Annotated in this window: 14 protein-coding genes; 11 read left to right on the top strand and 3 right to left on the bottom strand. The window is 64.0% G+C overall.

The window, feature by feature from the left end; all coding sequences use genetic code 11:
- Nucleotides 1-10: 10 nt before the first annotated feature.
- From CV770_RS08915 to CV770_RS08870, 10 genes are all read left to right on the top strand, one after another.
- Entirely contained in the window at nucleotides 11-1,666 is a 1,656-nt protein-coding gene (locus CV770_RS08915; RefSeq protein WP_091955966.1) for a nitrite/sulfite reductase, read from the top strand.
- Nucleotides 1,653-2,168, top strand: a complete 516-nt coding sequence (locus CV770_RS08910) for a DUF934 domain-containing protein (protein WP_091955967.1) — start codon at nucleotides 1,653-1,655, stop codon at nucleotides 2,166-2,168. The genes CV770_RS08915 and CV770_RS08910 overlap by 14 nt, the downstream gene beginning before the upstream one ends.
- Entirely contained in the window at nucleotides 2,165-2,896 is a 732-nt protein-coding gene (locus tag CV770_RS08905) for a phosphoadenylyl-sulfate reductase (RefSeq protein ID WP_104462055.1), read from the top strand. Before CV770_RS08910 ends, CV770_RS08905 begins: the two co-directional genes overlap by 4 nt.
- A gap of 120 nt (nucleotides 2,897-3,016) precedes the next feature.
- On the top strand, nucleotides 3,017-4,018 hold the full coding sequence (locus CV770_RS08900; RefSeq protein ID WP_038950060.1) for a sulfate ABC transporter substrate-binding protein: 1,002 nt from the start codon (nucleotides 3,017-3,019) through the stop codon (nucleotides 4,016-4,018).
- Between the two features lie 36 nt (nucleotides 4,019-4,054).
- Nucleotides 4,055-4,891, top strand: coding sequence for a sulfate ABC transporter permease subunit CysT (cysT, locus tag CV770_RS08895; protein WP_165637244.1), 837 nt, complete (start codon nucleotides 4,055-4,057; stop codon nucleotides 4,889-4,891).
- A gap of 10 nt (nucleotides 4,892-4,901) precedes the next feature.
- The gene (cysW, locus tag CV770_RS08890) at nucleotides 4,902-5,825 is read left to right on the top strand and encodes a sulfate ABC transporter permease subunit CysW (RefSeq protein WP_104462054.1); all 924 of its coding nucleotides are present in this window, start codon (nucleotides 4,902-4,904) and stop codon (nucleotides 5,823-5,825) included.
- Nucleotides 5,815-6,849 carry a sulfate/molybdate ABC transporter ATP-binding protein gene (locus CV770_RS08885; RefSeq protein ID WP_104462053.1) on the top strand — a complete coding sequence of 345 codons (1,035 nt, stop codon included), beginning with the start codon at nucleotides 5,815-5,817 and terminating at the stop codon, nucleotides 6,847-6,849. The genes cysW and CV770_RS08885 overlap by 11 nt, the downstream gene beginning before the upstream one ends.
- A gap of 166 nt (nucleotides 6,850-7,015) precedes the next feature.
- The gene (locus CV770_RS08880) at nucleotides 7,016-7,519 is read left to right on the top strand and encodes a CAP domain-containing protein (RefSeq protein ID WP_104462052.1); all 504 of its coding nucleotides are present in this window, start codon (nucleotides 7,016-7,018) and stop codon (nucleotides 7,517-7,519) included.
- Between the two features lie 78 nt (nucleotides 7,520-7,597).
- Nucleotides 7,598-8,773: a DUF3734 domain-containing protein gene (locus tag CV770_RS08875; protein WP_104462051.1), complete on the top strand. Its 1,176-nt coding sequence runs from the start codon at nucleotides 7,598-7,600 to the stop codon at nucleotides 8,771-8,773.
- Nucleotides 8,774-8,775: 2 nt separating this feature from the next.
- On the top strand, nucleotides 8,776-9,564 hold the full coding sequence (locus tag CV770_RS08870) for a 3-hydroxybutyrate dehydrogenase (protein ID WP_104462050.1): 789 nt from the start codon (nucleotides 8,776-8,778) through the stop codon (nucleotides 9,562-9,564).
- Between the two features lie 139 nt (nucleotides 9,565-9,703).
- Here CV770_RS08870 and CV770_RS08865 read toward each other — a convergent pair whose 3' ends face one another.
- The 3 genes from CV770_RS08865 to CV770_RS08855 form a co-directional block, all read right to left on the bottom strand.
- Nucleotides 9,704-10,528, bottom strand: a complete 825-nt coding sequence (locus CV770_RS08865) for a sulfite exporter TauE/SafE family protein (protein WP_104462049.1) — start codon at nucleotides 10,526-10,528, stop codon at nucleotides 9,704-9,706.
- 196 nt (nucleotides 10,529-10,724) lie between these two features.
- Nucleotides 10,725-12,092: a flippase gene (locus CV770_RS08860; RefSeq protein ID WP_502693591.1), complete on the bottom strand. Its 1,368-nt coding sequence runs from the start codon at nucleotides 12,090-12,092 to the stop codon at nucleotides 10,725-10,727.
- A 128-nt stretch (nucleotides 12,093-12,220) separates the two neighbouring features.
- On the bottom strand, nucleotides 12,221-13,060 hold the full coding sequence (locus CV770_RS08855) for a protein-disulfide reductase DsbD domain-containing protein (protein ID WP_104462048.1): 840 nt from the start codon (nucleotides 13,058-13,060) through the stop codon (nucleotides 12,221-12,223).
- A 142-nt stretch (nucleotides 13,061-13,202) separates the two neighbouring features.
- On the opposite strand from CV770_RS08855, the gene CV770_RS08850 reads away from it, so the two are divergent.
- Nucleotides 13,203-13,847: a YqgE/AlgH family protein gene (locus tag CV770_RS08850; RefSeq protein WP_028142053.1), complete on the top strand. Its 645-nt coding sequence runs from the start codon at nucleotides 13,203-13,205 to the stop codon at nucleotides 13,845-13,847.
- The last annotated feature ends 90 nt before the right edge of the window (nucleotides 13,848-13,937 follow it).

The raw sequence follows: 13,937 nt of genomic DNA, 5'->3' as shown, positions 1-13,937 counted from the left end.
GCGCTTTCCTATGTATGCTTACGACGAAATCGACCGCACGCTCGTCAACGAGCGCGTCTCGGAGTTCCGCGACCAGGTGAAGCGGCGCCTCTCCGGCGAGCTCACTGAGGACGAGTTCAAGATCCTGCGTCTGCAGAACGGCGTCTATCTGCAACTGCACGCCTACATGTTCCGCGTCGCGATCCCCTATGGCACGCTGGCGACGAACCAGCTGCGGGCGCTCGCCCATGTCGCGCGCAAATACGACCGCGGCTACGGCCATTTCACCACGCGGCAGAACATCCAGTTCAACTGGATCAAGCTCGCAGAGCTGCCGGACGCGCTGGAAGATCTCGCCAAGGTCGGCATCCACGCGATGCAGACCTCCGGCAACAACATGCGCAACGTCACCTCGGATCAGTGGGCCGGCGTCGCGCCGGGTGAGATCGAGGATCCCCGCATCTGGTCGGAGCTGATCCGCCAGCACACCACGCTGCATCCGGAATTCTCGTTCCTGCCGCGCAAGTTCAAGATCGCGATCACCGCGTCGGACCACGACCGTGCCGCGATCAAGATCCACGACATCGGCCTCCGCCTGATCAAGAACGAAAAGGGCGAGACCGGCTTCGAGGTGCTGGTCGGCGGCGGTCTTGGCCGCACGCCGTTCATCGCCAAGACTATCAAGCACTTCGTGCACGGCCGCGATATCCTGAGCTATATCGAGGCGATCCTGCGCGTCTACAATCAGTATGGCCGCCGCGACAACATCTACAAGGCGCGCATCAAGATCCTGGTCCACGAACTCGGCATCGAAAAGTTCTCCCGCGAAGTCGAGGAGGAGTGGCAGCACATCCGCAACTCCTCGCTCCAGATCGACGACGAGGTGATCGAGGACATCCGTTCGCGCTTCACCTATCCGGCCTACGAAAAGCTCCCGCACATGCCGGACGAGCTGCGGCAGGCGGCGGCCGATCCCGACTTCGAAGCGTGGCGCAAGAACTCGGTGGCCCCGCACAAGAACCAGGGCTACTCCATCGTCACGATTTCGCTGAAGCCGATCGGCGCGCCTCCGGGCGATGCCACGGCGGAGCAGATGGATGCGCTGGCCGATCTCGCCGACAAATATTCCTTCGGTGAGATCCGCGTTGGCCACGAGCAGAACCTGGCACTGCCGCATGTCGCCAAGCGCGACCTGCCGGCGCTGTGGAAGGCGCTCGACAAGCTTGGCCTCGCGACGCCGAACGTCAATCTGATCACCGACATCATCGCCTGCCCGGGCCTCGACTATTGCTCGCTGGCGAATGCGCGCTCGATTCCGATCGCGCAGGAGCTGACGCGGCGCTTCGCCAACCACGAGCTCGCCAACCTGATCGGCCGGCTCCATATCAACATCTCAGGCTGCATCAACGCCTGCGGTCATCACCATGTCGGCCATATCGGCATTCTCGGCGTCGAGAAGAACGGCGAGGAGGTCTACCAGATCACCATCGGCGGCCGCGCCGACGAGAACGCGGCGCTCGGGAACCTGATCGGGCCGGGCGTCAAGTTCGATGAGGTCGCCGACGTCGTCGAGGATATCGTGGAAGCCTATCTGGCGCTGCGCGAGCGGCCTGAAGAGCTGTTCATGGACACCGTGAAACGCCTCGGCGTCGAACCCTTCAAGGAGCGCGTCTATGCCACTCGTTAACGGCGGAAAGATCGCCGACGACAGCTTCGTCAAGCTGGCCGTCGACACGCCGCTGCCCGAAGGCGGCGACATCCTGGTGCCGGCCGAGCGCTTCATCGGCGAGGCCGATGCGCTGCTCAAGCGCGCCGGCAAGGTCGGCGTGATCTGGCCGAACAACCGCGACATCGCCGAACTGGTCCCCTATCTCGGCAAGATCGCAGTCGTCGCGCTGGTGTTCCCGACCTTCCGCGACGGCCGCGCCTACAGCCAGGCCCGCCTCCTGCGCGAGCGTTACAATTACCGCGGCGAGTTGCGCGCCACCGGCCAGGTGCTGCGCGACCAGTTCGTGTTCATGCTGCGCGCCGGCTTCGATTCCTTCGAGGTCAAGAAGCAGGCCGATGCGGAAGCCTTCATGCAGACCGCAAAGCGCTATTCGGTATTCTACCAGCCGACCGGCGACGGCCGCATCACGGCTTTGCACCGGCGCATGCAGCTGCGCCATTCCGAAGGCGTCGGCACGTGAACGCGATCTCGCCTCAGGTTTCGTCGACGTCAGTCTCTGCGCTTCCGTCAGCGGACGAACTCGATCGCGCGCTGCGCGATGCCTCGCCCGCGGAGATCGTCGCCGCGGCGCTGAAGACGGTCGGGCGCGAGCAGCTGGCGCTGGTGTCGTCGTTCGGCACGGAATCGGCAACGCTGCTGAAGGTCATGGCGGACGTCGACCCCGCGATTCCCGTGATCTTCCTCGATACCGGCTGGCTGTTCGAGGAGACGCTGGCCTATCGCGACACGCTGATCGCGACGCTTGGATTGAAGGACGTCCGCTCGATCAAACCGGCGGAGGAGACGCTGGCGCGCGAAGATGCCGACCGCGATCTCTGGTTCTCCGACCCCGACGCCTGCTGCCGCATTCGTAAAGTCGAGCCGCTGGCGCGGGCATTGAAGCCGTTCTCGGCCTGGCTCAACGGCCGCAAGCGCTTCCAGGGCAATGCGCGCGCCGACATTCCGGTGGTTGAAGACGATGGCGTGCGGTTGAAGTTCAACCCCTTCGCCAACGTCTCGCGCGAGGAACTCGAGGCCATCTTCGTCCGCGCCAAATTGCCGCGTCATCCACTGGTCGCCTCCGGTTTCCTGTCGGTTGGGTGTATGCCTTGCACGAGCAGAACGGCCGAGGGTGAGGATGAACGTGCCGGTCGCTGGCGCGGCCGGGCCAAGACAGAATGCGGCATCCACACGATGAAGACTTCGTAGCACAGTCACGCTGCCACGCTGCGAACAAGAAAATCCGGTTTCGTTGACTTAAGCGCGTTTCGCCGCGAGTTTCGCCTGCCTTCGCTGACACCGACGTCGTCGAAGTGAATGGAGATGGACATGATGCGCCGTATCGTTCCGCTCGCTGCAGGACTTCTCGCGACGGTTTTTGTGGCAAGCGCGGCTCTCGCTGCCGATATCAATTTGCTCAACGTGTCCTATGATCCGACGCGCGAGCTCTATGCCGAATTCAACAAGGCGTTCGCGAACGCCTATCAGAAGGAAACCGGCAAGAGCGTCGAGATCAAGCAGTCGCACGGCGGCAGCGGTTCGCAGGCGCGCGCGGTGATCGACGGATTGCAGGCCGATGTGGTGACGCTCGCGCTCGCCTACGACATCGACGCGATCGCCGGCAAGGGCCTCACGGCGACGGACTGGCAGAAGCGGTTGCCGCAGAATGCGTCACCCTACACCTCCACCATCGTGTTCCTGGTGCGCAAGGGCAATCCCAAGGCGATCAAGGACTGGGACGATCTGATCAAGCCGGGCGTTGCCGTGATCACGCCGAACCCGAAGACGTCGGGCGGCGCGCGCTGGAATTATCTGGCGGCCTGGGGCTTTGCGCAGAAGAAATACGGCGCCGCCGACAAGGCCAAGGACTTCATCGGAAAGCTCTACCAGCAGGTGCCGGTGCTCGATACCGGCGCGCGCGGCGCCACCGTGACCTTCGTCGAGCGCGGCGTCGGCGACGTGCTGCTGGCCTGGGAGAACGAGGCGTTTCTCGCCCTGAAGGAATTCGGCCGGGAGAAATTCGAGATTGTGGCGCCGCCGCAATCCATCCTCGCCGAGCCGCCGGTCGCGATCGTCGACAAGGTTGCCGACAAAAAGGGCACCCGCAACGCCGCCGATGCCTACCTCCAGTACTGGTACACCAAGGAGGGGCAGGAAATCGCCGCGCGCAACTTCTACCGCCCGCGCGATGCCGAGATTGCCAAAAAATACGAAAACGCCTTCGCAAAGGTCGAACTATTCACGATCGACGACGTTTTCGGTGGTTGGACCAAGGCGCAGAAGGAACATTTTGCCGACGGCGGCATCTTTGACCAGATCTATAAGAACTGATCTGGCGCTGTCTTAAGGGCTTTAGCAGGGGGCCTGGTGAGCGCACTCGCAGCACGACGCCGGACATTGCCGGGCTTCGGTCTCACCATGGGACTGACGCTTTCCTGGCTGTCGATCATCATCCTGATTCCGCTCGCCGGGCTGTTCCTGAAATCGCTCGAGCTCAGCCCCGAGCAGTTCTGGAACATCCTCTCCAGCCGACGCACCCTGAATGCCCTGCGGGTTTCCTTCGGCCTTGCGTTCGCGGCGGCCAGCGTCAACCTCGTCATGGGCAGCATCATCGTCTGGGCGCTGGTGCGTTACCGCTTCCCTGGCCGGCGGCTGTTCGACGCCATCGTCGACGTGCCCTTCGCGCTGCCGACGGCGGTCGCCGGCGTCGCGCTGACCGCGCTGTTCGCCGAGAAGGGCTGGCTGGGGGCGCCGCTGGCGGCGCTCGGCATCAAGGTGGCGTTCACGCCGGTCGGCATCTTCGTCGCCATGATCTTCATCGGCATTCCCTTCGTGGTCCGCACGGTGCAGCCGGTGCTGCAGGATCTCGACCCCGAGATCGAGGAGGCCGCGGGCAGCCTGGGCGCCAGCCGGTGGCAGACCATCATCCGCGTGATCCTGCCCTCGCTCGCGCCGGCGCTGCTCACCGGGCTCGCGCTCGCCTTCGCCCGCGCGGTCGGTGAATACGGCTCGGTGATCTTCATTGCCGGCAATCTGCCTAATGTCTCCGAGATCGCGCCGCTCTTGATCGTGATCCGGCTGTCCGAATTCCGCTACGCCGACGCGACCGCCATCGCGGTGGTCATGCTCGTCGTCTCCTTCGTCATCATTTTCGCCGTCAACCGGCTCCAGCGCTGGGCGCGGAGCCGGATCCCGGCGCGCTGAGGGGGATGCGATGACGATGCAGATCGCAGACTCCGTGTCGCTCTCGGCTCCCGACGCCAAGGCACGTGCGAAGGCCCGGGCACATGCGGCGGCGGCGCAAGACAATTTGCGCACCGAGCCGCGCGCGGTGCGCATCACGATCATCGCGTTGGCGATGATCTTTCTTTCCGTCTTCGTCGTGCTGCCGCTGGTGGTCGTGTTCGCGCAGGCCTTTTCGAAGGGGATCCTCGCCTATCTCTCCGCGCTCGCCGAGCCGGAGGCGCTGGCCGCGATCAAGCTGACGTTGATCGTCGCGGCGATCTCGGTCGGCCTCAACCTTGTCTTCGGCCTCGTCGCCGCCTGGGCGATTGCAAAATTCGATTTCGCGGGCAAGACCTTCCTGATCACGCTGATCGACCTGCCGTTTTCGGTCAGCCCGGTGATCTCCGGCCTCGTCTTCGTTCTGCTGTTCGGCGCGCAAGGCTATTTCGGCAGCTGGCTTAGGGATCTCGACATCCAGATCCTGTTCGCGGTGCCCGGCATTGCGCTTGCCACCACCTTCGTGACCTTCCCGTTCGTCGCGCGCGCGCTAATCCCCCTGATGCAGGAGCAGGGCACGCAGGAGGAGGAGGCCGCGGTTTCGCTCGGCGCCTCCGGCTTGCAGACCTTCTTCCGCGTCACGTTGCCCAACATCAAATGGGGCGTGCTCTACGGCGTCCTGCTCTGCAATGCGCGCGCGATGGGCGAGTTCGGCGCGGTCTCCGTCGTCTCCGGCCACATCCGCGGCGAGACCAACACGATGCCGCTGCTGGTCGAGATCCTCTACAACGAATACCAGTTCGTCGCCGCCTTCGCGATCGCCTCGCTGCTGGCGATGCTGGCGCTGATCACGCTGCTCGCAAAGACGGTTCTCGAACGTCACCTCGACGAAGGACACGACGCAAGTGACCATTGAAGTCAAAAATCTCGTCAAGAAGTTCGGCAGTTTTGCCGCCCTCGACGGCGTCGACCTCAAGGTCGACAATGGAGAGTTGCTGGCGCTGCTCGGTCCATCAGGCTCCGGCAAGACCACCTTGCTGCGGATCATCGCCGGCCTCGACTGGCCGGATTCTGGCGAGGTCTCCTTCAACGGCGAGGACGCGCTGGCGCAGGGCGCGCGCGAGCGGCATGTCGGTTTCGTGTTCCAGCATTACGCGCTGTTCCGCCACATGACCGTGTTCGAGAACGTCGCCTTCGGCCTGCGCGTGCAGCCGCGCGCGGTCCGCAAAGACGAGGCGGCGATCCGCGCGCGGGTCAAGGAGCTGCTCGACCTCGTGCAGCTCGACTGGCTCGCCGACCGCTATCCGAGCCAGCTCTCCGGCGGCCAGCGCCAGCGCATTGCGCTGGCCCGCGCGCTCGCGATCGAGCCGCGCATTCTCTTGCTCGACGAGCCCTTCGGCGCGCTCGATGCCAAGGTGCGCAAGGAGCTGCGCCGATGGCTGCGCTCGTTGCATCACGAGATCAACGTCACCTCGATCTTCGTCACTCACGACCAGGAGGAGGCGCTCGAAGTCGCCAACCGCGTCGTCGTCATGGACAAGGGCAGGATCGAGCAGATCGGCTCGCCCGACGATGTCTATGAAACCCCGGCGAGCGCTTTCGTCCACGGCTTCATTGGTGAATCCATCGAGCTCCCGGTTCAGGTCGAAGGCGGTGTGATCAGGCTCGGCGACCGGCCGCTTCGGCTCGCGGCGGAGGGCCTGGCGCCTGGCGCGTCAAAGCTATTCGTACGGCGACATGACATGCTGGTCGGCCCACCCGGCACCGGCGCGTTCGAGGGCGCGGTCCAGCACGTCCGCAATTTCGGTCCGGTGCAGCGGGCGGAGGTCGCGCTGTCGGGCGGCGAAACCATCGAGATCGACGCCCCCCGCGACAAGGAACTGCGCGCCGGCGACACCATCGGCCTCAATCCCCGCCGCTACCGGATCTTTGCGGGCTAGGCTCCGGTCATTCCGGGATGGTCCGTAGGGACCAGACCCGGAATCTCGAGATTCGGGGTTCGATGCTTCGGCATCGCCCCGGAATGACACCGAGCAGATTTTCATCAAAATTCACCTTTCAGCCACGGTTGGTATGCAACAACGGCCCCTCATTTGGGGGCTCTACATGCGCGCTGCGGCCGCAATTCTCATCACTTTGCTGCTTGCCGGCTGTGCCGGCAACGAGGCACCGGTCCAGCAGCCGTCCATGTATGCCGATATGGCGGCTCCAGGCTCCAAGCTCGACGCACAGGCGGCCGCGATCATGATCTCGCAATACCGCCAGAACAACGCCCTCGGCACCGTTGTCATCGATCCTGATTTGATGCGGCTCGCCGAATCCCAGTCCCAGGCCATGGCTGCGGCCAACAAGATGGATCACGACGTCCGCGCGCCGCTGGCCAAGCGCCTTACCACCGGCGGCTATCCCGCCACCGTTGCCGTCGAGAACGTCTCGGCCGGCTATCATACGCTGGCGGAAGCGTTTTCCGGCTGGCGTGACTCGCCACCCCACCGCGCCAACATGCTCAAGGGCGGTGTCACAAAATTGGGCATCGCGGCGAGCTATGCTCCCGGCACCAAATACAAGGTGTTCTGGACCATGATCTTGGCCTCGACAGAGCCCCGATAAGCCAGACTTGATCCCAGGATGCATTGACGCCGCGGCGGAGGGTCGCCACGGTGGCTCGCCTTTTGCTATTGTTCCCAAATGACCGATCATAGCCCGGAAGTCGCCAGCATCCCCGCGAATGCGCAACGCGTCCTGGTCCTCCAGGGCGGCGGCGCGCTCGGCTCGTACCAGGCCGGTGCCCATCAGGCGTTGTGCCATGCCGGCTTCGAGCCGGAATGGGTGGCCGGCATCTCGATCGGCGCGGTCAACGCCGCCATCATCGCCGGCAATGAGGGAGAGACCCGCGTCAAGCGGCTCAAGGAATTCTGGGAGATGGTCTCCGCGCCGGTGCCGTGGAAGCCGATCGGCAAGAGCGACCGCAGCCGCGAGCTGTTCAACTCGACCAGCGCTGCGCTGATCGCGACCTTCGGCGTGCCCGGCTTCTTCACGCCGCGCATCCCGCCTGCGCCGCTCTGGCCGCCGGGCAGCTCGCAAGCCGAGAGCTATTACGACACCGCGCCGCTGAAGAAGACGCTGGAGCGTCTGGTTGATTTCGACCGCATCAACGATTTGAAGACGCGCCTGTCGGTCGGCGCGGTCGGCGTCACCTCGGGCAACTTCAAATATTTCGACAATTACGAGTTCAAGAAGCTCGGCAAGAAGATCGGCCCCGAGCACATCATGGCCTCCGGCGCGCTGCCGCCTGGCTTTCCGTCCGTCGTCATCGACGGCGAACATTATTGGGATGGCGGTATCGCCTCCAACACACCGCTCGACTATGTGCTCGATGCCGAGGTCGATCGCGACATGCTGATCTTTCAGGTCGACCTGTTTTCCGCGCGCGGAGACTTGCCGAATTCACTGCTCGAGGCGACCGAGCGCGAGAAGGACATCCGCTTCTCCAGCCGCACGCGGATGAACACCGACAAGAACAAGCAGATCCACAACGCCCGCAGGGCGGTGCGCGACCTGATCGGCAAATTGCCGGATTATCTCAAGAACGATCCTTCCGTCGAATTCCTGGCGAAGGTGTCGCGCGAAAGCACCGTTACCGTCGTGCATCTGATCTACCGCAGCAAGAACTACGAATCCTCATCCAAGGATTACGACTTCTCGCACGTCGCCATGGTCGAGCATTGGGAGGCCGGCGTGCGCGACGTGCATCTGTCGATGCGCCACAAGGACTGGCTCGAGCGGCCGCAGTCCGGCGAGACCATGGTGACCTACGATCTCACGGGGGACGTCACCGCACCCCCGCCAAAAAGGAGCGAATGATTATGGGTAGTCTGTCAGGCAAGAACGCCGTCGTGACCGGATCCACCAGCGGCATCGGGCTCGCCTACGCACGTGCCTTCGCCGCCGCCGGCGCCAATGTCGTCATCAACGGCTTCGGCTCCCCGGAGGATATCGAGAAGGAGCGCGCCAAGATCGAGTCGGACTTCAAGGTGAAGGCGATCTATTCGCCCGCCGACATGACCAAGCCGGCCGAGATCGCCGGCATGATCGCGCTCGGCGAGAAGACTTTTGGCTCGGTCGACATCCTCGTCAACAATGCCGGCATCCAGTTCGTCTCGCCGATTGAGGAGTTTCCGCTCGAGAAGTGGGACCAGATCATCGCCATCAACCTGTCCTCGGCCTTTCATGCCATCCGCGCAGCGGTACCAGGCATGAAGAAAAAGGGCTGGGGCCGCATCATCAACACGGCATCGGCGCATTCGCTGGTCGCCTCGCCCTTCAAATCGGCCTACGTCTCGGCCAAGCACGGCATCGCAGGCCTGACCAAGACCGTGGCCCTGGAGGTCGCGACCCACAAGATCACCTGCAACTGCATCAGCCCCGGCTACGTCTGGACGCCGCTGGTGGAGCGGCAGATCCCCGACACGATGAAGGCGCGCAATCTGACGCGCGAGCAGGTCATCAACGACGTTCTGCTCGACGCGCAGCCGACCAAGGAGTTCGTGACGTCCGAGCAGGTCGCGGCATTGGCGCTGTTCCTGTGCGGCGATGATGCCGCCCAGATCACCGGCACCAATCTCTCGATCGACGGCGGCTGGACGGCGGAGTAGGGATTCCGGAACGAGGAGTCGTAGGGTGGGCAAAGGCGCGTCAGCGCCGTGCCCACCATTTCTCTCCAAATCAAGAAAGGCGTGGGCACGCTTCGCTTTGCCCACCCTACGAAACCGAGAACGAGGCGTCCGCTCCCGCTCAATGCGTCCAGGCCAGCGCCGTCACGAACGCCGACGACAGGTTCAACTCCGCAAACATGATCTTGCCTGCGACCACGAACAGCACGCTGGCAAGCGTCAGCCGCAGCACCGTCTCCGGCACCCGCGTCGCGCTGTAGCTGCCGATGATGATGCCGGGCAGCGAGCCCATCAGCAGCACGCCCATCAGGGCCCAATCCACGTCGCCAAGCGCCCAGTGCCCGATGCCGGCGACCAGCGTCAGCGGCACCGCATGGGCGATGTCGGAGCCGACGATGGTTGCCATGGGCAGACGAGGGTAGAGCAGCAGCAGCACGGTCACGCCGACCGCACCGGCGCCCACCGACGAAATCGACACCAGCACGCCGAGCACGATGCCGGTGAGGACGGTGGCAATCGCGGTGGTGCGCTCGTCGACCTGTTCGAGTCGGCCGCGATAACGCCCCATGATGGATTTGCGGAAGATCAGCGAGGTCGCGGTCAGCAGCAGCGCGAAGCACAGCACCAGATTGACCAGGCTGCGCTCGGAATCGCTTCTGAGGTCGAGCTTCCACAGCACCAGCAGCGTCACTGCGCTCGCGGGAATGCTGCCGCAGGCGAGTCGCAGCACCGCGGGCCAGTGCACGCTGCGCGACCAGCCATGCACCACGCTGCCGCCGGTCTTGGTGGCGGCGGCATAGAGCAGATCGGTGCCGACCGCGGTGGAGGGATGAACACCGAACAGCAGGATCAGCAGCGGCGTCATCAAGGAACCGCCGCCCACGCCGGTCATCCCGACGAGTAGGCCGACGCCGAAACCGGAGGCGACGTAGAGTGGATCGATCATGTCTGGAGAATCTTAGGTTGATCTCGTCGGTTGGGCAATACGACGTAGAATAAACTTTCCCTGGAGCCAACCGCTTGGGCGGAATAAGAAAAATTGTGCTGCGCGTCGGAAATGGAGAGGCGTTTCCGGTTGTTCCCAGGCGCGCTGCGAAACAGTCGTTCCCCCGCGGGAGTGAGCAAGGGCGGCGCCGTAGTACCTATTTACCGAACGCCAGTACGTGCAGCCCCAGCCGCTGCCGCACGATCCAGAACAGCAGCACCGTCTCGAAGGTGAGCGAGATCGAGGTCGCGGCCGCGGCGCCGTGGCCGCCGTAACGCGGCACCAATGCGATGCAGAGCATGAGGTTCATCACGAAGGCCAATGCATAAGCGAGCGCGCAGATCTTCTGCTGGCCGAGCATGTTGAGCAGCCGCTCGACCGGTCCGATCGCGGAGCGCACCACGAGCCCGATCGCGGCGACGAACATGATATCGTAGCCGACCACGAATTGCGGCCCGAACAACCAGAGCAGCGGCTTGCCGAGCGCGAGCAGCACGATGGTCGCCGCCAGCGACGGCCAGAACGTCCAGTTGATCGCATGTGTCACATAGGCCGACAGGCGTGCCTTGTCGCCGCTTGCGTTGTATTCGGCGAAGCGGTGCGCCGTCGTTGCCGACATCGCGTAGTGGATGAACGAGACCAGCGCCAGCGTCTTTACCACCGCGAAGTAGACGCCGACCTCGTCGGAGGGGCGGAATTGCTGCAGCACCAGCACGTCGGTGTAGGACAGCAGCAGGTAGAAGCTTTCGACCAGCAGGATCGGTAGCGAGACGGCGAGCCAGCCGCCGATGTCATAGGTCTTTGGGCCGGGCGCGATATGGCCGGAGAGCTTGCGGTTCAGCACCACCATCTGCCCGGTCATCGCGATCCACACTGCGCCGGCGCTCGCAACCATCGCGGCGACGGCGCCGAGATGATAGCCGAGCAGGAAGGCGATAGCCGTGATTCCGATGATCAGCCCCTGGCGGATGATGAATTGCGGCATCAGGCCGAGCTGCATCCAGTCATGCGAGCGCGCGATGCCGTCTTGGGTGTTGGCGACGACGAAGGCGGGCAGCGTCATGCAGCCGATATAGAGTGGCAGCTCCTCGGCCGGGTCGATCCAGGGCGACAGCAGCCTGACGATGCCGGCGAGGGCGAGCGAGACCAGCGTGGACACCGCAAAGGTCAGCCAGCGGCTGCCGGAGAGAAAGCCGCGCAGCAACGCCTGCTCGCCGCTGGCGCGATACTCTGGAATGATCTTCTGCGCCGAGGCCGAGATGCCGAAATCCATCATGCTGCCGAGCAGCAGCACCCAGGTCCAGACATAGACGTAGATGCCGTAGTCGGACGTGCCCATCCAACGTGCAAGCAGCACCTGCGAGACATAGGCAAGGCCTGCGCTGATGACGCGGATGATGAAGATGGTGCCGGCCAGCCGCCGCGTCAGCGATGCCTCGCTCGGGCCGCCCGTCAGCCTGGCCCGCAGCCGCGCGATCAGCCCGGCCGGTCCGGTCGTTGCAGGTTCTGCATCCATCACGGCCACGAAAAGTCCCCAGTCTTCCGCATGCCGCAGGCTTGCTGCGGTGGTCCTGGGGCTTAGCAACCATTCGTTAAGATTCGGTTGGGTGGCGTTCCATACTCGGTGTCGTCCCGGACGAGCTACCCGGGTACTCACTCCAAATTCGTATTGAACTCGTACGCCTTGTCCGGCCCGACCAGCGTGAATTTCAGCGCTGCCCCGTCCGGCTTGGCGCCCGGCGGCAATCCGTCGAGCTCGAACGAAAAGCGCTTCACGCCAGCCGGGCTGTCTTTGACCGGAGCTGGAATCGGCAGCGCCCAGTCGGGCGTCGGACCTTCCACGAACAGATTAACGTTGCGCCCATCCGGCGTGACCACGTCGACCGTCACCTTGGTGGCGCCGTCGCGCTTGACGTCGCGGATGGTGAGCGGGTTGGGATCGCCGATATTGGCGGGCTTGGGCACGGTATCGAGTGCCGCACGCAGATTGGCATCCTCGGTCGAGGCCACGCTGTTGAAGCCGAGCTCGGCGCTGGCCTCGACCGGAATGCAGAGTTTTTCGCACACCGCGTAATTGATCTCTGCGCGCAGGGTCACGGGCTTGTCGGCCGCTTTGGCGACGATGCGCAGGGGTAGCACGATCTGGTTGTGATAGCCGATCGAATGGCCGCCGGCGCCGTCGTCGAATTTCAGCGGCGCAGGCCACATCACCGTCACCGCCTCGACATTGTCCGACTTGGAAAAGTCGAACCGCGGCGGGACGCCGGAATCGCCGGGGGAGCGCCAATAGGTCTTCCACCCCTGCTGGAGCTGGATGGCGATACCGCCGAGCAGGACGGCGCCGCTGCGCGATCCCGCCAATAGCCGCACCGCGGAATGTCCGTCGCGCTGCCACGGCGAAGCGTCATCGGCACGGGCTACGATGGCCAGCGACGACGCAAACAGGGTTGTTGCGACGCCAATCGCCGCACGCAGGGGAACTCTTGTGAGCATGGCACGTCTTTACAGGGTCGTCCTGAGGCAAACCATTGAATTGCTTGTGATGGATGCACTTGAATCAAGTCTCTGCAAGCCTTGATTTGACAGCGGCCCGGCCCGACATCAGGATAGGAATTGAAACCGGAGTGCTTAACCGATGGCTCCCACAGGCAAGAGGACGGGCGAAAGCACCCGCAGCGCGGGACCCGTGCTCCCTAATTCGGCCGGTTATCTCGACGGCCGGCTCTTGATCGCGATGCCGGTGATGGGCGATTCCCGCTTCGAACGCTCGGTGATCTATCTCTGCGCCCATTCTGCGGAGGGAGCGATGGGCATCATCGTGAACCACCCGGCTGGCAGCATCGACTTTCCCGAACTCTTGCAGCAGCTCGGCATCATCAAGAAGGGCGAGCACATCAAGCTGCCGGAGAATGCCGAAAGCATGAAGGTGCTGCGCGGCGGTCCGGTCGATACCGGGCGTGGCTTCGTGCTGCATTCCAGCGACTTCTACATCGAGAACGCGACGCTGCGGATCGACGACGGCGTCTGCCTCACCGCGACCGTCGACATCCTGCGCGCGATCGCCAACGGCTCCGGTCCCAAGCACGCCATCCTCGCGCTCGGCTATGCCGGCTGGGCGCCGGGCCAGCTCGAGACCGAGATCCAGAGCAACGGCTGGCTGCATTGCGATGCGGATGCGGACCTGATCTTCGGTGACGACGTCGATGACAAATACGGACGCGCCCTGCGCAAGATCGGCATCGACCCCGGCATGCTCTCGAACGAGGCGGGGCACGCGTAGGTGCTTTAGTCGCTACCGCGACATGCTCCGCGGTGGTGCGTCATCCTCCGCTGTCGTCCCGGACAAGCGCGCCTCAAGCGCGCGCAGATC

Origin of the sequence: Bradyrhizobium sp. AC87j1 (genome assembly GCF_002936975.1) — a bacterium.
Lineage (GTDB): Bacteria > Pseudomonadota > Alphaproteobacteria > Rhizobiales > Xanthobacteraceae > Bradyrhizobium > Bradyrhizobium shewense.
This window is presented reverse-complemented; position numbering and strand designations above follow the sequence as displayed.

Excerpts from the sequence above, each read along its gene's own strand:
- CV770_RS08915 (WP_091955966.1), top strand. The coding sequence starts at position 11 with ATGTATGCTTACGACGAAATCGACCGCACGCTCGTCAACGAGCGCGTC.
- CV770_RS08910 (WP_091955967.1), top strand. The coding sequence starts at position 1,653 with ATGCCACTCGTTAACGGCGGAAAGATCGCCGACGACAGCTTCGTCAAG.
- CV770_RS08900 (WP_038950060.1), top strand. The coding sequence starts at position 3,017 with ATGATGCGCCGTATCGTTCCGCTCGCTGCAGGACTTCTCGCGACGGTT.
- cysW (WP_104462054.1), top strand. The coding sequence starts at position 4,902 with ATGACGATGCAGATCGCAGACTCCGTGTCGCTCTCGGCTCCCGACGCC.
- CV770_RS08880 (WP_104462052.1), top strand. The coding sequence starts at position 7,016 with ATGCGCGCTGCGGCCGCAATTCTCATCACTTTGCTGCTTGCCGGCTGT.
- CV770_RS08875 (WP_104462051.1), top strand. The coding sequence starts at position 7,598 with ATGACCGATCATAGCCCGGAAGTCGCCAGCATCCCCGCGAATGCGCAA.
- CV770_RS08870 (WP_104462050.1), top strand. The coding sequence starts at position 8,776 with ATGGGTAGTCTGTCAGGCAAGAACGCCGTCGTGACCGGATCCACCAGC.
- CV770_RS08865 (WP_104462049.1), bottom strand. The coding sequence starts at position 10,528 with ATGATCGATCCACTCTACGTCGCCTCCGGTTTCGGCGTCGGCCTACTC.
- CV770_RS08855 (WP_104462048.1), bottom strand. The coding sequence starts at position 13,060 with ATGCTCACAAGAGTTCCCCTGCGTGCGGCGATTGGCGTCGCAACAACC.
- CV770_RS08850 (WP_028142053.1), top strand. The coding sequence starts at position 13,203 with ATGGCTCCCACAGGCAAGAGGACGGGCGAAAGCACCCGCAGCGCGGGA.